Source organism: Thermogemmatispora sp., from assembly GCF_019683635.1.
In the GTDB taxonomy this organism is placed as follows: domain Bacteria; phylum Chloroflexota; class Ktedonobacteria; order Ktedonobacterales; family Ktedonobacteraceae; genus Thermogemmatispora.
In genome coordinates, this window is sequence record NZ_JADGIA010000006.1 from 1 (window position 1) to 17,704 (window position 17,704).

Consider the following 17,704-nt stretch of genomic DNA (forward strand, 5'->3'; position numbering starts at 1 on the left):
AGGCACCGAGGAATGGGTGAGCTGGTTGATCATTATCGGCTCGATCCCGACGGGGATTCTGGGGGTCTTTCTGGAGAAGCCGCTGAAGCAGCTCTTCGCATCCCCTGTTATTGCCGCCACCTTCCTGGTGGTCAATGGTTCCCTGCTCTTCTTTGGTGAGGCCTTGCGCCGCTATCGAACGGCACAAGAGGAGCGTCGTCAGGCTAGTAAGGATGCGAAGACTCTGCTGCGTCCTCTGGCCTCGCTCTCCTGGAAAGAGGCGGTGCTGGTGGGCCTGGGCCAGTCCCTGGCCTTGATCCCGGGTATCTCACGCTCTGGCGCTTCGATGGTGGCCGGTCTAGGGGTACGCCTCAGCCATGAGGACGCGGCGCGCTATTCTTTTCTGCTGGGAACGCCCATTATCTTTGCGGCGGCTGTTCTTGAAATCCCTCAGCTCTTTGGCCTTTCAGGCTCCGTCTTACTGCTGGTCTTTACGGGCATGGTACTCTCGGGGCTAGCAGCTTACCTCAGTACTAAATTCTTACTGAAGTATTTTGAGACGGGTAACCTCTATCCTTTTGCCGTCTATTGCTGGATCGCTGGCCTGGTTGGGCTTGTTTTGCTCTTCTTCGTATTGCACACCGCTTCCTGATTAGGTAGAATTGCTTAGAGGCTGTGGAGGGAAGGAAGCTGCTGTCGGCAGGGGTTTGCCCTATCGGTGGTGGCTCCCCCCAGCCTGGCAATGGTCCCCGTTCTGGAGGAGAAGAGTCCTGTCGTCAGCCCCGACAGGGCTTGACCCCGCGAACCGAGGTCCCTATTTTGAACTTTTGAGGAAAAGGTAGGAACACCGCGTATGAAGAACCAGTATCTCTTTTATGCCGCTCTTGCTGTAGGTATTATTCTGCTCATCCTCGGCGCTGTGTTCGAGGTAACTCATCATCCTACGCGCGGCCTGGTCGGCCTGATCGTCGGTGCGATCCTGCTGATCGTTGGGATCGTCGGTATGGTGATGGGGCGGCCCAAGACGGCCTAGTTGGGCCGGCCTGGCTTGTTGTCGGCGTGTGCTTGCTGCCGCCTCTTTCCGACTGGATGGACGGGGTGGGCGTGCCTTGAAACGCTAGGCAGGCAGGGGGGACAGGAGTAGCCCCGGAAAGTAGAGGGCTGGTTATCCGGCTAAGGCTTCCTGTTGCCCCCTGGCCTCTTTCCTGGCCAGGTAGGGCTGCGGCCTATCTCGTAGGCCCAACCAGAGCCAGATCTTTCTTTGCCACAAAACAAGTGACCTATTTCTTTTTTCTCTCAGGAAAGGGTGGAACGATGAAGAACTCTTCCAGTCCTACAGTCTTTATCCTGGCGATCGTGGTGGCGATCCTGGCGTTGATTGCCGGAATCTATTATCTGATCCCGGGCATCCCCCATCTGCTCGCCTCGCCGCCGACCGCCGTCCATGTAAAGCATGCGGTGCTCTTTTTTGCGATCGCCGTTATCTGCGTCATTGGCGCTCTGGTAACTCGTCCCCGGGCTGCCTGATTGCTGGCTCACGGAGCGGGGCAGGGAAGAAAGATTTCCCTCCATCGGCGTCCATAGCAGCGGCAGGCAGAGAGAAGCGATTGATAGCTCTCTCTGCCGGTTTTTGTTGGTGTTTCCCCGTTTCAGTTCTGTCTGCCTCCCAATGGGGCGCTGGCCGGAAGCAGTTTAGCTGGAAGACCCGAGCACGCTGCCGACGATCTGAGGGTAACCGCGGAGGAACTCAGCAGCACTGACCGCTTTGCGCCCTTCCAGCTGCAGGTGGCTCACCAGGAGCCAGCCTTCCCCACAGGCGATGGCCAGCAGCTCCTCGCCGGCATGCGTGTGCCGATGCACTGTTCCAGGGGGCAGGCCCGTTGGAAGGCGGCTCTGCTCCTCGCTCAGGGCCGTGGCCTTTAGAATCTTGAGCAGCTTGCCACGCCAGAACGTGTAGCTGCCCGGCCAGGGGGTATAAGCGCGCACCATGCGCTCCAGCCAGATTGCAGACCGCTGCCAGTCGATCTGGCCATCCTCCTTGCGCAGCATGCGGGTATAGCTTGCCTGGCTCTCGTCTTGGGGCTGAGGCGTGATCTCGCCGGCGATCCAGCGTGGCAGTGTCTCCAGCAGAGCCGTTGCCCCCAGCTCTGCCAGTTTCGCGCTCAGCGTCTCCGCGGTATCATCGGGGGCGATCGGCAGACGGCGCTGGTGGAGAATGGGACCGGTATCGATGCCAGCATCGAGCAGCATGATGGTCACGCCGGTCTCGCTCTCCCCCTGCAGAATGGCCTCGCTGATCGGCGAGACGCCGCGGTATTTAGGCAGCAATGAGGCATGGATATTCAAAGTGCCATAGCGCGGCTGATCGAGCACGGCCTGCGGCAAAATCTGGCCGAAGGCCGTGACAATGTAAAGGTCGGCGCGATAAGCCGCCAGGGCCTCAATCGTTTCAGGGCGCTTGAGCGAGCCAGGCTGCCAGACGTGTAAGCCATGAGCAAGCGCAACCTGTTTCACTGGCGAAAAAGCCAGGTGGTGACCACGGCCAACCGGTTTGTCGGTGCGCGTGATCACCGCCACAATCTCGTAGCCCTCTGCTAAGACGGCCCCAGGTCTGGCTCCGCGGATCAAGGCTTCCAGGGGAGGCACGGCAAACTGGGGGGTGCCCATGTAAATCACTCGAAGCATAGGTCGACTCATCCTTCTCCCTTCTACGCGAATTACGTCCCTATAATAGCATTTTCAGGCTATCCGCCCCTTGAGGCGTGCCAGTATGGTATACTGCACTCACCACAAGTGAAACGTCGAGGTACAACGTTGTATGCAAGGGTGGGAATACAACAACCTGGTCTCGGGGGGCGGACAGACAGGCGGGGGAACGCCGCCCTTATCCGCTGCTCTTCAGCCAACACCTCAGCGTCGGCAGCAGTTCACATTCGGGATCTATTCGACAACACCTCCAGCGACAGAGCCTGAGTGCATTCTGCAGCGCGCCGATGAGGTGAATGCGGTGAGGCGCATGCTGAGCAACCCCAATACCAGCGCTGTCTTTCTCACTGGTGAGCCGGGGGTCGGTAAATCGACGCTGGCCGCGCTCGTCTATAAGAGTATCCAGACAATGGCCCAGGTGGCAAAGGAGCCTCCGCTGCAGCCGCGTTACTTTGTCTGGCTGAGCATTAGCTCGTTTGCCAATCTACCAGATGTCATTGCCGCTATCCTGCGCAGCATCAACGTTGACACCTCTACTTTCTTTCTGCTCAAGCCTGAGCAGCAGATCGCGGCGCTGGTGCGCGCCTTGCGCCGTCCACATGAGAGTGCCTTCATTGTCCTTGACCAGTTTGAGCAGCTGCTGGACCCGGAGACGGCCCAGGGACTGGTCGGGCGCGGAGCTTTGGCGGCCTTCTTTGAGATGCTCCAGATGGATTTGGGCACAAGCCGCCTCTTGCTGACGAGCTATCTGTCGCCCTATGGACCCCTCAACGACGATGAGAAGCGCGTGCGCTCGTATCTGGTCTCGCGGGTCAGTATTCCCGAGGGGGTTTCCTTGCTGCTGCAACGCGGCCTGCAGGGCAGCTATGAGGATCTCTCTCTGGTCTGGCAGCGCTGCGGTGGCCATGTCTTTGCCTTGTTGCTCGTCTGCGCCCTTGTACAGCTCTCGGGAATTTCTCTGTCCTATCTCTTGCACGCCGCCGAGTATCAGCCGCTCTGGAGCGGCGATGTAACCCTCCAGACTATCGCGGCGCTCTATCGCCATCTCTCTCCACTGCAGACCTTGCTCTTGCGCGCCCTGGCGCTCTTCTCCGAGCCGGTCCCACTGACGGGAATCGTCACTACAGTCACGGGCCAGTATGCTTCAGCACATGCCCTGCGCTTTGAGCAAGAGCTGCTGCAGCTGGCGCAGCTTTCGCTGGTGCAGTGCTCTCTGAATGAGGCAGGGATCACCTGCTACGATCTGCATAGCCTGCTGCGCCAGTATGTACTCGCTGCCTACCTGGAGGGGAACGATCTTCTCCATAGCGAGGCGCTGGAGAACATGCTGGGCCTGCGTAGCCCTTTGCTGGAGGCCCTGGCCGGCCTGAAACCAGATGAGCCGGAGGCCCGCGAGATCGCTCTGGCGAACAGCCATTTGCAGGTTGCGGCCTACTACCGTCGCCTGGCTCTGGAGCAGTGCCCGCCTCGGGAACAACGCACGGGCCTGCAGGACGTGGTGCCGCTGTTACACGCTATTCGCCACCTCTGCCTGGGCTGGCGCTGGCAGGAAGCCTGCGATCTGCTTTTCGACGAGAGCTTGCATGAAAGCCTCATGCGCTGGGGAACGTGGAATACATTGATGAGCATGTATACGGGGATGCTGCCACCCAGCGGCTTGCTGACACGCCACGATGAGGGCCTGGTCAATAGTCATCTGGGCTTGCTCTATGCTCGCCTGGGTGAGTATGAGCAGAGCCAGCTCTGCTATGAACGCGCGTTCAGCATTCAGCAGGCCCTGGGCGACCAGCACGATGCGGCGGTAACGCTGGTCAACATGGGCGAGCTGTATCGCAGCATGGGGGCGCTCCAGCAGGCCCAGACCTATTTCGAGCAGGCGCTGCTACTCAATCGCCAACTCGCAGAGCCTGACCCTGAGATCGAGTGCGTGGCGCTGCATAATCTGGGCCTGCTCTGCCAGACGCAGAAGCAGTATCAGCAGGCTCTGAGTTATTATCAGCAGTCGCTGAAGCTGGCGCTGCACACCCAGGAGCGCTATGATATTGGCATGATTGTCACCAACATGGGCATGCTGCTCTATGAGCAGGGAAGGCAGGTCGAAGGACTGGCCTTGCTCTTCTTTGCTGTACAGTGGCGCCAGGCTCTGCAGGACCCAACGGTGAGCACAGTCGAGCTGTTTCTCAATACCCTGGAGCAGCGCCTGGGGGCGGAGACCTTTGCCGGTTTGCGCCAGGCTGCCCTGCTGCAACAGGAACAGTTGCTTAGCCAACTCTTTGCCTGACCTGAGCTGAGCATGCCTGCTGGGCTGACGATCGCGAGTTGGTGCCGGCGCCGCCGTTCATAGCCCAACGGGTTCCTGGAGAGACCTGGCCGGTTGCCTCTGGCCAAAAAGGTTCTGTTTGCAAACTTGCTGGAATAGCATGCGTTATAGTAAGTGACTACGAATCAGCGACGCTTTCCTATCCGGGACCAGGGTGGCGTCCATCAGCGCTGCTGCGTTGGCTTTGCCGGGCTGTTCCGCTGCCAGGGCTATAGGGCTGTGGGCTGGCGAGAGAGGCTATTGCCCTGGTGGGCGCTGGATGGCCGTCCCGCGCAATAGGGTTCGCTGGCACCTGCTCGTTTGACGCGCTTGCTTGCTCGGGCAGGTTGCAACCTGAGACAGACGATACCTCGCTTTCTGGCTAGCCATTGGCCAGGAGCAGCTTCTTTCACGGATGGGTCTATTCTGCCGATACGGGGTCCAGTCAGCAGGAGGGTAGGTCAGGCTAGAACGCCTGCTTTGGCTGACCAGTCTGCTTGTTTACCGTGAGCAGTAACACTTGCTTTCTCCTTACGGGGTTGCTTTTGCTATCCTGCAGGATAGCCATATTTGACGACGGCCACGGGAAACGACTTGCCAAAGCGTTGTACTTAACAGTACGCAAAGAAGAGGTAAGGCCCTGTCACAGAAGGAGGGCTACGACTTACTGAGGAAGCAGATAAACGAGCCAGCGAGACTAGAAACTGCTGCTAGGAAATTAGGAGAATGAGGTGGGCGGTAGCAGGGCCGGAGAAGCACAAGACTCCTGTACTGGAGTGAAGTGAATTGGAGCAGCATCAGTGCTGTGCGCATGTGAGAATGTAGCGCGCATGCCAACAAGGCTCTCTGCTAGGAAGTTGTCAGGAAGTGAGTTTGAATGACTGCGAAACGCCAGTTTATCAAGAATCCGGCTCAGATTCTCAATGAGCCTGTTGAGCAGGAGCCTCAGTCGGGTCTGTGGTCGCCGAACGGCGGGCAAAGGGGGGGAGAAGCCGCGGCGCAGGATCAGCAGGCGGGACCGACTGCCACACGGTCAACAGGTTCGGGTCTCTGGCAGAAGAATCCTATGGGCGGACCGCCGATGCTCTCTCTGCCTGGTATTGCCGGGCCTGGGGCCTCTTCGCCTCTTGCAACGCCTGCTGGCCAGTCACCAAACGGAACCGGCGACCTGCCTCTGCCACTTTCTCAACAGGGTCTTCCGCCCTTCTCTCTGAATCAGGTTTCGTCGCATCAAACGGACGCCAATGTTCCTCTGAATCGCCTGCCCGATCTGTTGCAGCAGGGGCTGGCTCAGTCGCAGCCCTCGTCTGCCTTCGGAGGGCCACTCAGCTCGCCGGGCCTGGGTCCCTGGCCAGCCGCACCAGGTCTTAGTGGCCCCGGCTCCATGCCTGGTGGAATGCCGGGTTATCCTGGTCAGGGGGCTGGCCTGGCCTCGGGTCCAGGAACGGGGCCGCTAGCTATGGGAGGGGCGATGACGGCTCCTCCGACGACACCATCAGCTACTCATCCTGTGTCGTTGCCGGGCCTGGGTAATGGTCTGCCAGCAGTGGGTGCTACGCCGGGCGCTGACTGGCCGTCCTCGGGCGGTTGGGGAGCGCCTCCTCAACCGGTACCCCACCACTCAGCTCAGCCAGCCAGTCCCTCGCTTCCTCGCCCTGCCAGGAAGGGACAGGCACGGCGGCGCCGCTTCCCTCTCTGGGCGCGGATCGTGGCCGTGGCCTGCCTGGTGATCTTCCTTCTCACAGGTGTGGCGGTGGCTTACTATTACTATGCCTTCGCTGGAACTGTCAATAATATTGTCGGTCAGCAGGTCCCGCGCCTGCGCGGAGATAGCGGTTCCGATACGTCGCAAAGCCAGAGCGGTGGCTCGATCCTGAGCGGAGGGCGCTTTAACATTCTCTTGCTCGGCAGTGATACCGATGAGAAATTCGCTGGTCACTATATTGCCCAGACGGATATCGTGGTGACTATTGATCCGGCCACCCATAGCGTCGGCATGCTCTCGATCCCCCGTGATTTCTGGCTGCCAATCCCCGGGGTCGGCATGGGCAAACTGGATGAAGCCTATGGCTACGGAGGCGTGGCCCTTTCGCGCGCTACGATCCATGCCGATTTTGGTATCCCGATTGATTACTATGCCTGGGTTGGCCTCGATGGCTTTGTCAAGGTGATCGATACGGTCGGCGGGGTCGATGTCGATGTTATGCACCCCATTACCGACGATACCTACCCCGATGATGTCGGCAATACGACCGGCGATATCCATGCCTACAAGCGCCTCTATATTGCGCCAGGACCGCAGCATTTGTCAGGTATCCAGGCCCTGGAATATGTCCGCTCGCGCCATGCCGATCTGGTTGGCGACTTTGGCCGTTCGGCCCGTCAACAGCAGGTGCTGACGCAGCTGAAAACCAAACTTGATAACCCCGAGATTTTTGGGAAATTGCAGGAGATCGCCCAGGACCTGAATGGATACGTGAAGACCGACCTCTCTTTGACTCAGGTGCTGGAGCTGATGAATTTCGCTCGTACGATCAATGCGGCGAGCGTGCAGCGTGTGACCCTCGGCCCGCCTTACTCACATGCCGCTACAGTGACGCGCAGTGGTCAAGCAGTCGATGTCGAGATCCCCAACTGTGATGCTCTGCTGCCGGTGATTGCCAAGATGTTTGCTCTGGGTGACAAGGCTCAGTGCAATATTGGGACAGCCAGCAATCCTTCGTCGTCAACTGTGGCTCAGGCGACGAGCAAGACCAGCAACAGCGCACTCTCGACGGTGCAATCTACCTCGGCTGTGGCTGACAGCGCACAAGCTAGCAATCCGCTCTCCACTGCTGGTCAGATGGCTAATCTCGGCCTGATGAGCCTGCAGGGCGGCAGCAGCGATAACCTCTTAGGTATACGCAGCCTGCTTGACTTGATGCTGGCGGTAGTCTGTGAGTCGCTGGATGCGGCGAAGGTCTAATCTGGTCAGCCAGTGGGCCACGCCTCCGGCGTGGCCGCTGCCTGATCTTGGATCTGATGCCTGCCTCGAAGCTCGCCTTTATCCGGCAGGAAGATATGTATTACCTGCCAGGTCGGCGAGACGAGGCGGGCCTCTGTGACGATTCATAAGAGTGGATGATCATGCCTGGCTGGTGGAGCATGAGAGAGGAAAGGACAGGTCTGTGGGTACTGATTGCACAAGATCACAGCACAGGCTTGCTTGCCTCGCCTTGCTACCCCGGAGGACGCTCGGCGAGCGCAGCCGGCGCTGAGCCTGGGGCTGGTATGCCAGCGTCCGCTCGCGCCTGCCGGGTGGGGAGATAGTAAGAACCTCGTAAGCTGGCAGAATTATAGCAGGGCTATAGACGTTGGCTGCAGGCCCGCAAGCGAGAGAGGGGCGAAGCGAGGTAGCTACAGCCTTGCCTTCCAGCGGTCCACCCCGGGCATTATTCTGACGTACGAGCGAGTGAGCGAGCGGTTCAGAGAAGAGAAGAAGAGCGATGAAGAAGCAGAGCATCTCGTGGCGCCTGGGCATCTTGCTATCATGCCTGGTGGTTCTGCTGCAGGGCTGTCTCTGGTTTGGAGGTGGCAACAGCGAGTTCAAGCAGACTACCGTCGGGAACCGCCAGGTGGGAGTCAATCAGAACCCAAACCTCTTCAAAGGGAAGATTTACTTCACCATCGATCATAACCTGTGGGTCCTGGATGGCCTGACCAATAGCTTAAAGCAGCTCACCAAAGGTCAGACCGTGAGCGATCCGGCGGTCTCGCCTGATGGTAAATGGATCGCCTTCACAGTGCGTTTCAAGAACTATTCCGACATCGAGTATATGTCGGTCAACGGTGGCCCGTGGCATATGTTGCTCGATGGCAATGGCCATTACTACTTTGTGCCTGGCCTGGATGTCCCCAAGGATGATTTCAAATGGAATGCCCAGCCACGCTGGGCCCCTGACAGCAAACACCTGCTCTTCCTGAGCGATTTCCAGAAGGAAGACTGGTATCAGTACACGCACTACGATGCGCCGGTGCTCGACCTGCAGATCTATGAGATGTCGATCGATGAGCCTAACAACTACAATGCGGTCCAGGATGTAGCTTACGCCTATGTTGGCGATGGGGGGGACAGCGATCCCAGCTTCCGGCCTGGGCACCCTGACCAGATTATATATACCCACTATGCCTACGATAACACGCACACACAGCAGGTGATTCAGCTCTTCATGGAAGATCCCAATGAAATTGCGCGTAAGCCTCACGGTACCTACTATCCTGGATTGCCGGGCTTCGATCCGGGGATTGCGATCACTCCGTCCAACGTGCAGTGTTTAGAGCCGGCCTTCTCGCCTGATGGTAACACCATTGCCTACATCCGGCGTGAGTCGGACGGGCAAATGGGCCTCTACGTCATGCCCACTCCGGAAGGCGTTACCACGAACCCGAACGATCCGACGGTGGAAAAGCAGGCCCTCTTGCCTTACCAGCAGTCCAAGCTGCTCGTCAAAGGGGAGTTTGTCAGCCAGCCCGTCTGGTCCCCCGATGGGAAAGCCATCGCCTACTTTTTCTACTCCAATGAGGAGTTTAATCTCTGGCTGCTCAAGCTCAATTACAATCAGAAGACCAAGACCTACAGTCCCGCTGGCAGCCCAATCCAGCTCACAAGCGGTGGTGTCGATGGCGATTCTCACCCATTCTGGACGGCGTGAGTGTTTTGATGATATACTTACCCTACGCACTATACTGGGAACAAATAACGATTCTTTGATATCACCTTGCCGGGGGATCTGAGGTAGAGCTTTGAGTCAGCTGGAAGGCACACTCATCGCGGGACGCTACGAGATTCGCGAACATATTGCTACCGGCGGCATGGCCAGCGTCTTTAAGACCTGGGACCATCGCGTGGAGCGTATTGTCGCCATCAAGGTGCTGCGTTCGCTCGATAAGAATGACCTGCGCGCCGTGGAGCGCTTTCGCCGGGAGGCGCGCGCGGCGGCAGCTCTGGCCCACCCGAATGCTGTGACCATCTACGATTTTGTAGAGGAGGGCGGGCAATATTTCCTGGTGATGGAGTACATCCAGGGTCCCACGCTAAAGCAGCTGATCACTCAGCGCCGCCGCCTGCAGGTGCGGGAAGCCTTTGAAATCGCCTGCCAGGTCTGCTCAGTGCTGCAGGTGGCCCACGCGCGCGGCTTTATCCACCGCGATATTAAACCTCAGAACATTATGCTGACCTGGAATGGGATCACGCCGCTGTCCCACGATTTGAGCAGCGGCCTCTGGGTCAAGCTGACAGATTTTGGGATTGTGCGCGTGGCCGAAGATGCTGGGCTGACGAACAGTGGTATCGTGCTCGGGACGGCGGATTATCTGTCGCCGGAGCAGGCACGCGGCGAGACGTTGACAGCCTCCTCCGACTTGTATTCGCTCGGCGTAGTGCTTTTTGAAATGCTGGCCGGGCGCCCGCCGTTCGTGGGGCCGACCGCAGTCTCGATCGCGATGCAGCACGCCTCTACCAATCCCCCGCTGCTGCGTCAGTTCAACCCCTCATTGCCGATCAGTGTGGAGCGGGTGGTGATGCGCGCGCTGGAAAAAGAGCCGGAGGAGCGCTTCCATTCGGCCATCGAACTGCAGCAGGCTTTGCGGGCCTGCTTGCGTGAGCTGGTGCAGCAGGGGCATCCCGCTGTGGCCTCTCCCTGGCAGGGCCTGCCCTCTCCCGCTGGCGGTGGTGGCCCGCTGTTCCCACCGCAGCGCCAGTATCCGTGAAGAAGGATTGGTCCCGTCGGTATCATACTCTTAGAAGAGAACCTGGATGAGAAGGAGGGCGCTCAGGCAAGCGCCCACGGTTAGAATTGCTGTATGGAACGAACAAAGGTTAGTACCACCAGTGCACCTGCCGCCATCGGACCGTATAGCCAGGCGATCCGCTGCGGCCAGTTTATCTATACCTCCGGACAGATTGCGCTCGATCCCGCCAGCGGCGAGCTGGTGGGCGACGATGTGGCAACCCAGACCCATCGCGTGTTGCAGAATCTGCAGGCTGTGCTGCAGGCTGCCGGCAGCTCTCTCTCGCGGGTGGTCAAGACAACCGTCTTTCTGGCTCGCATGAGCGACTTTCAGGCAATGAATGCGGTCTACGCTACCTATTTCTCCGAGCCGGCGCCAGCCCGCTCAACGGTAGCCGTGGCCGAGCTTCCGCGTCAGGCTCTGGTCGAGATCGAGTGTGTGGCGCTCGCTGAGGGCCAGGCGGGAGAGTGATCCGCGTGAATCCAGCCACGCTCTGGCACAGGGCGCTCCAGCGCCTGGAGCTGTTGCCTGTCGATGTTGTGGCCAGGGTCTGGCTGCGCACTGCCCGTCTCATGCCCGTTGCTCCCGCTCACGGGTTGCCCGCCACAACAGGGGAGGCAGAAGCACTCTCTTTCTGGCTCCTGGTTCCCGATGCTCTGGCCTGTGCTCTGATTCAGCAGCAGTGCCAGCCGGCTATCGAGCAGGCCCTCGCCGAGTTGGTTCAGCAGCCGGTGACACTCAGGGTGGTGGCGGCGAATGATGCTCCCCGCGAGGCTCACGCTGATGAGGAGATGGAGATGGCCGCTATGGAGGACCGCCAGAGAATAACGGAGACGTTTGTCGCTCGACACAGCAGGGATGACTCTACTCCTCCTTCTCCCTACTATGATTACGATCTGCCCAGCAAGCCACCTGTGCATGCGACGCATGACTCTGCGCTGCCGGAATCGCTGGCTGGCGGAGCGCCTTCCTGGGAGCAGGAGAGTGCAGGGGCGATGCCCAACCGGCTGAACCCGCGCTATACCTTCGACGCCTTCATTGTGGGCAATAGTAATCGTCTGGCCCACGCCGCTTCCTACGCTGTGGCGGAGGCCCCCGGCGAGGCTTATAATCCGCTGTTCCTCTATGGAGGGGTCGGCCTGGGCAAGACCCATTTGCTGCACGCCATTGGTCATAAGGGCGCTCAGGCCGGCCTCACGGTGCTCTACGTCTCGTCTGAGCAGTTTACGAACGAGATTATCAATGCGATTCGCTATCGCACCACTGAGGAGTTTCGCGCAAAGTATCGCTCCGTCGATATTCTGCTGGTCGATGACATCCAGTTTATCGCTGGCAAAGAGTCAACGGAGGAGGAGTTTTTCCATACCTTTAACAGTCTCTACGAGATGAGCAAGCAGATTGTTATCTGCAGCGATCGCCCTCCAAAGGCTATTGTGAGCCTGGAGGAGCGACTACGCTCGCGCTTTGAGTGGGGACTGATCGCCGATATTCAGCCACCTGATCTGGAAACGCGCATGGCGATTCTGCGCGTCAAGGCTGATATGCTGCATTATCCGGTACCTGATGAGGTCATCGCCTATATCGCCAGTCGCGTCCAGACCAATATTCGTGAGCTGGAGGGCTGCCTTAATCGTCTGATGGCCTACCAGCAGCTGCACCGTACCGAGCTGACGCTTGATGTGGCGCGGGCGGCGATGTCATCGCTGGGCAATGGATCGCGCGAAGTGCAGCTGAGTGGCAGGCAGATTGCCCAGGCGGTGGCTGATTACTTCCATATCCCGCTGGAGGCCATGTGTGGCAAGCAGCGCGATAAGCAGATTGTCATTCCGCGTCAGATTGCCATGTATCTGATTCGCCAGGAGACCCAGCTCTCACTGCTGGAGATCGGTCAGCTCTTCGGTGGACGCGACCATAGCACGGTGCTGCATGCCTGCGAGAAGATCGAACGGGCTATGCAGCTTGATCCTGGCCTGCGCCGCGATGTGGTCGCCATCCGCGAGCTGTTGCTACCGCGCTGAGCCGACTCGCTAGCTAACTGTGGGTGGGTTCGGCCTGGAATCCTGGCTTGTGCTTTGCCGAACGTTACGGAAAGAAGGTCTATGCTGCCTTATACGACCTACCTGATCGATCTGGACGGCGTAGTTTACCGTGGGAACGAGCTGCTGCCAGGCGCGCGCGAGTTCGTGCAGTGGCTGGAGGCCAACGGTAAAAAGTATATCTTTTTGACGAATAATTCGTTCGCTACGGGTTCGCAGATTCTGGCCAAGTTGGAACGCCTGGGCATCCCGGCCACGCCCGAGCACTTGATGAGCGCGGGCCAGGCGGCAATGCAGAATATTGCCCGACGGCTGCCTGGAGCACGCGTCTATATTGTGGGCGAGCAGCCGCTGGTGGAATTAGCGCAGGAGTATGGCCTGACGGTGGTGGAGGTTGATGCAGAGGAGGCTGATGTGGTACTGGTCGGCCTCGATCGCTTTTTCGATTATAGCAAGCTAACCTGCGCGGTGCGCATTGTGCTGGCCGGCGCGCTCTTTATTACCATCAATCGCGATCCGTTGTTGCCGATCGCCGGCGGCGGCTTCCTGCCGGGCTGCGGAACCCTGGCGGCAGCTATCGAAGCCGGTACCGGCGTGACTCCGGAGGTGGTAGGCAAGCCGGAGCCGATGCTCTTGCTGGAGGCAATGGAGCGTCTGGGCAGTAAGCCAGAGGAGACGGTAATGATTGGCGATGGCCTGGATGTGGATATTCTGGCCGGCCAGGCCGCCGGCACCCATACGATCCTGGTCCTCTCGGGCCGCAATAACCGCGCCGATATCGAGGTCTCGCCGATTAAGCCCGAGCACGTCTATGAGAACCTGGCTGATCTGCTGCGCCAGTTGCAGCAAGTAAAGTCCTGATCGCTCAGCACTACGGTCTGTTTACTCTTTTCCTGTCGTAGGGATCTCCGCGCCGTGGAGATCCTGCTCTTCTTTTTTGGTGGGTGGGTGGCCGATTTACAAACTATGCTATTACTTTGGAGACTTAGAACCTTAAAGGCACTCCGGATGGATGGATGGATAGAAAGAGGGATCAGCCTGCTCATGCTGATGCAGCCTGGCAAACTGATCTCTCCTTCTGGGCCTGGCCACAACTCTGGCTGTGGCAGTCTGGAGAATGCTAGTCCCAGGTGCCGAGGTGGACGTAGCCCTTTAACAGTGCACGGGCGATAATGTAGTGTTGAATCTCGTCCGTCCCCTCATAGATGCGCGTGACGCGCACATCGCGATACCAGCGCTCAATAGGCAACTCCTTAGTGTAGCCCATGCCGCCGTGAATCTGGAGGGCGCGATCGACCACGCGGTTGACCATATTCGAGCCGTAGAGCTTGGCGATGCTGGCCTCGTAGCGGTTGTCCTGTTTCTGATCGGCTTTCCAGGCGGCATGGAGCGTCAGCCATTTGGTTGCCTGGATCTCTACCGCCGAGTCGGCCAGCATCCACTGAATGGCCTGGCGCTCGGCGATGGGCTTGCCAAAGGTGACGCGCTGGCGGGCGTAATCGATGGCCATCTGTAGCAGGCGCTCAGCGGTTCCGACGGCGCGTGCGGCGATCAGCCAGCGACCCTGACCGATCCATTGCATGCCCAACGAGAAACCCTGGCCGACCTCGCCCAGCACGTGATCCTCGGGCACGCGCACGTTATCGAAGAACAGCTCTGCGGGCGACCAGCCGCCCATTGTGGGAACGGGGCGTGAGGTCCAACCCATCGCGCGGTCCACCAGGAAGCAGGTCACGCCGCCCTTCTGGGGAGGCTTCTCGCGATCGGTGACGGCGAAGACCATCGCAAAGTCGGCCTCATTGCCGTGAGTAATGAAGACCTTCTGGCCGTTGATCACCCAATGGTTGCCCTCTTTGACGGCGGTCGTACGGATTGCCGAGGGATCAGACCCGGCTCCCGGCTCGGTGAGGGCGAAACAGGAGATGCGTTTCCCCTCGATCACCGGAATCACGTATTCCTGCTTCTGCTTCTCGTTACTATAGTGCAAAAGAATATTGTCGACGCTGCCACCGAAGCTAAAGGGCACGATGGTGCGTCCTAGCTCCATCTGGATAAGGGCAGTCATCACCGACCCCAGGTTGGCGCCGCCGTACTCCTCCGGCGTGTTGATACCCCAGAAACCCAGCTCCTTAGCCTTGAGCTGCAAAGCCCGGTAACGCTCTGGCTCGATTCCCGTCGGATAGCGCCCTTCATTGCGTAAGACCTCATGCTCCAGCGGCATCAGTTCACGCTCAACAAACTGGCGCACGGTCTGCTGAATCAGCTTCTGCTCCTCTGTCAGAGAGAAATCCACGCTGGCCTCCTTGTCGCGCACTCAGGGGACACTTCATCTCAGGTCGCCCTGGCAAAGATTATAGCACGCGACTCGGGGGCAGAAGTGTTGCGTCCCAGCCCCGGCCTGTTCGGACGCAATGCGTTCTTGCTGCTGCTATCAGCGATGGTAGCAAGGGATTGCGGGGGAACCTACCTGAATAGCAAGCGTGGGGCGTCCAGGCTCATGAAGGCAAGAAAGGAGTGGCTTATGCGTGCAATTCGTGATTGCGCTGATCTCCCCTTGCACTGGCGCGAGGGAACTCTCCGCTGCTATCGGCTGCAGGCGGGAGAGGAGACGCTGGCGCTCATCAGCTTCCAGCGGCTTGCAGGCACCGCAGCCCTGGCCGAGGTGGCCGAGGGACGTTTCTGCTTTGAGCGCCGCGGCCTCTGGCTGCCTCAAGTGGCGATTCGTCAGGACGATGAGCGCGGTGAAGAGCTGGCCATCTTCGAACCTCAGCTGTGGAGTCGCGACGGAGTCCTCATCGGCCTGCATGGTCCCCTCTATCGCTGGAGTCGTGTTCATGAACAGCGTGCCGGGGAAGGCGCCGTACCTGGCCCCTGCTGGGAGTGGCAGGATCTCACCGAGCGCCCCCTGCTGCATTTCAGCCAGCTCATTTGCCTGCCGCACATGCGCATGAGCGGGGTGCTGACCATTGAGCAGGCAGCCGCTGGGCTGAGCCTGCTGCCACTGCTGGCAACACTTGGCTGGTACCTGCTGGTGCTCTACGAGCATGGTGCTACCAGGCCGCTGCCCGAGGTTCATTCTCCCCTCCCCCGTCAGGGGTAAGATGGCTGCTGAAAGAGGGAGACGGGGCAGGACCGACCCAGCGTATAAGTAAGCCCCGGCAAGGGAGCTGCGGGGCCTGTTCTGCCCTCTTGTCTTTGACCCTGGACCCCCTGGCCGGTGCTTTCCTCTGGGAAGGAACATGGAGGTCAATGCAAAGAGCGCCGGCCTCAGCTCGATGAGGAGAAGGCAGAGCCAGCGCCAGGCGCGTCGAGCAACGGTGCAGGCCCGTTATGATATACTGGCTGTAGTGTAAGCAATCATCGCAGATGAATCACTGGCTCCCCTAAAGCTAGCCTGGGAAATCGGAAAGGAAAGTCGCTTCTCTATGGATAGTCAACAGGGTCTGCAGTTGCCACCAGACTTTTTCTATCATCGCCTGCCCAATGGCTTGGAGATGATCGGGCAGTATATGCCTAGCCTGCGATCGGTGACGTTTGGCTTTCAGCTCGATGCCGCGGTAATTCACGAACCAGAGGATAAGAGCGGACTGGCTCACCTGTTCGAATATATGCTATTTCAGGGGACGAAGGAGAAGGATGCTCGCACGCTGAATGAGGCCTTCGAATCGCTAGGCGCACGCAAGGGAACGAGCACGTCGCTGGAGACAACGCAGGTCTGGGCCCAGATTGTCAATACCAAACTCGATGCCACGCTGGATCTCTTCCACGAAGTACTGCTGATGCCGACCTTCCCCCGCGACGAATTAGAGCAGATGCGCAATATTATCCTGCAAGAGATTCGGCGACGCGACGACGAGCCAATGAGTCGCATCTTTGATCTGGCCCGCTTGCACTTCTACGCTGGCAGTGCCCTCGGACGCCCGATCTACGGAACTGCGGAGGGCGTGCGCGCACTCCAGCAGGAGGACCTGGTAGCCTTCTGGCAGGAACGCTACCGCCCCAATAATGCCCTGCTCTCAATCGCCGGCAATTTCGACTGGGAGCAGGTTGTGGCCAAGATCGAGCGGCTCTTTAGCGACTGGCAGGGGGCGGCCAGCCCTTCGCCGGAACAGCATCCGCGCCCCTCTAACACCGTTGTCCTCGAACATCAGGAGGGAAAGCAGGAGCACCTGGGACTGATGGTGCCTTTCCCGAACTACACCCATCCCGACTATTACGCAGCGCAAATCATCGGCGAGGCCCTCGGCGGCAATATGGCCTCGCGGCTCTTTGTCGAGGTACGCGAAAAACGCGGCCTCGTCTACAGCGTGTCGGCGGGCCTGAGCAGCAATAAGGCCATAGGGTCCTTGCGTATCTATGCTGGCACCACCCCCGAGCAGGGGCATGAATGTCTGGCGGTCATCCTGAACGAGCTGCGACGCCTGCGCGAGGAAGGTCTGACCGAGGACGAGCTAGAGCGCGCCCGCGTGCAGCTCAAGAGTGAGCACATTATGCGCAGCGAAGGGTCGGGCGCACGCATGAGCGCCAATGCTCGCTCGTGGTGGTATGAGCGCCGCCTGCGTACACCTCACGAAGTCAAGGAGGCTATCGACGCTGTGACCGCTGAGCAGGTCATGCGCGTACTGCAGGAGTTCTCTCCATTGCAGCCACTGACGGTGGCCGCCATCGGCCCGCTGAGCTCCGAAGAGCTGGTGGGTGATCTGCTGCCGTTCTCCTGAGCGGCGGTAAGCGATTTGTTGCTGCCAGCGCTATCTTGACTTTCGTTGACCCTCGGCGTACAATTTGATATGTCCATATGGATATATGGCTGGAAGCAAACCCTGGCTACCCTTGGGGAAGAGCCAGCGGCGACCTTGTCACTCGCTGGCCGGGCTGCTTGCCCAGCCAGCCGGTAGACTTGGCGGGCAAGCAGGTT

Annotated in this window: 14 protein-coding genes; 12 read left to right on the forward strand and 2 right to left on the reverse strand. The window is 59.3% G+C overall.

Annotated features, from left to right (window positions below):
- The 3 genes from IRZ31_RS01510 to IRZ31_RS01520 all read left to right on the forward strand — a co-directional run.
- The coding region (locus tag IRZ31_RS01510; RefSeq protein ID WP_297148802.1) for an undecaprenyl-diphosphate phosphatase at positions 1-631 on the forward strand (631 nt) is incomplete at its 5' end.
- Between the two features lie 201 nt (positions 632-832).
- Entirely contained in the window at positions 833-1,012 is a 180-nt protein-coding gene (locus IRZ31_RS01515) for a hypothetical protein (RefSeq protein ID WP_297148803.1), read from the forward strand.
- Positions 1,013-1,293: 281 nt separating this feature from the next.
- Complete coding sequence (locus IRZ31_RS01520) at positions 1,294-1,506, forward strand: hypothetical protein (protein WP_297148805.1); 213 nt, start codon at positions 1,294-1,296, stop codon at positions 1,504-1,506.
- 165 nt (positions 1,507-1,671) lie between these two features.
- Here IRZ31_RS01520 and fmt read toward each other — a convergent pair whose 3' ends face one another.
- The gene (fmt, locus tag IRZ31_RS01525; protein WP_297148807.1) at positions 1,672-2,664 is read right to left on the reverse strand and encodes a methionyl-tRNA formyltransferase; all 993 of its coding nucleotides are present in this window, start codon (positions 2,662-2,664) and stop codon (positions 1,672-1,674) included.
- A gap of 133 nt (positions 2,665-2,797) precedes the next feature.
- Between fmt and IRZ31_RS01530 the strand changes: the two genes are divergently transcribed.
- The 7 genes from IRZ31_RS01530 to IRZ31_RS01560 all read left to right on the forward strand — a co-directional run bounded on the left by IRZ31_RS01530 (position 2,798) and on the right by IRZ31_RS01560 (position 13,650).
- On the forward strand, positions 2,798-4,966 hold the full coding sequence (locus IRZ31_RS01530) for a tetratricopeptide repeat protein (RefSeq protein ID WP_297148809.1): 2,169 nt from the start codon (positions 2,798-2,800) through the stop codon (positions 4,964-4,966).
- An 895-nt stretch (positions 4,967-5,861) separates the two neighbouring features.
- Positions 5,862-7,949 (forward strand): LCP family protein, encoded by a 2,088-nt coding sequence (locus tag IRZ31_RS01535; RefSeq protein WP_297148811.1) that lies wholly within the window; start codon positions 5,862-5,864, stop codon positions 7,947-7,949.
- A gap of 520 nt (positions 7,950-8,469) precedes the next feature.
- Positions 8,470-9,675, forward strand: coding sequence for a hypothetical protein (locus tag IRZ31_RS01540; protein WP_297148814.1), 1,206 nt, complete (start codon positions 8,470-8,472; stop codon positions 9,673-9,675).
- 91 nt (positions 9,676-9,766) lie between these two features.
- Positions 9,767-10,732: a protein kinase gene (locus IRZ31_RS01545; protein WP_297148815.1), complete on the forward strand. Its 966-nt coding sequence runs from the start codon at positions 9,767-9,769 to the stop codon at positions 10,730-10,732.
- Positions 10,733-10,825: 93 nt separating this feature from the next.
- Complete coding sequence (locus IRZ31_RS01550) at positions 10,826-11,224, forward strand: RidA family protein (RefSeq protein ID WP_297148818.1); 399 nt, start codon at positions 10,826-10,828, stop codon at positions 11,222-11,224.
- 5 nt (positions 11,225-11,229) lie between these two features.
- Positions 11,230-12,771, forward strand: a complete 1,542-nt coding sequence (gene dnaA, locus IRZ31_RS01555) for a chromosomal replication initiator protein DnaA (RefSeq protein WP_297148820.1) — start codon at positions 11,230-11,232, stop codon at positions 12,769-12,771.
- Positions 12,772-12,852: 81 nt separating this feature from the next.
- Entirely contained in the window at positions 12,853-13,650 is a 798-nt protein-coding gene (locus IRZ31_RS01560) for an HAD-IIA family hydrolase (protein WP_297148822.1), read from the forward strand.
- A 259-nt stretch (positions 13,651-13,909) separates the two neighbouring features.
- Here IRZ31_RS01560 and IRZ31_RS01565 read toward each other — a convergent pair whose 3' ends face one another.
- A complete protein-coding gene (locus IRZ31_RS01565; RefSeq protein WP_297148824.1) occupies positions 13,910-15,082 on the reverse strand; it encodes an acyl-CoA dehydrogenase family protein in 1,173 nt (390 codons plus the stop codon).
- 228 nt (positions 15,083-15,310) lie between these two features.
- Here IRZ31_RS01565 and IRZ31_RS01570 point away from each other — a divergent pair, with 228 nt between their 5' ends.
- Positions 15,311-15,889, forward strand: coding sequence for a hypothetical protein (locus tag IRZ31_RS01570; RefSeq protein ID WP_297148826.1), 579 nt, complete (start codon positions 15,311-15,313; stop codon positions 15,887-15,889).
- Between the two features lie 325 nt (positions 15,890-16,214).
- Positions 16,215-17,507 carry a pitrilysin family protein gene (locus IRZ31_RS01575; RefSeq protein WP_297148829.1) on the forward strand — a complete coding sequence of 431 codons (1,293 nt, stop codon included), beginning with the start codon at positions 16,215-16,217 and terminating at the stop codon, positions 17,505-17,507.
- Positions 17,508-17,704: the final 197 nt, after the last annotated feature.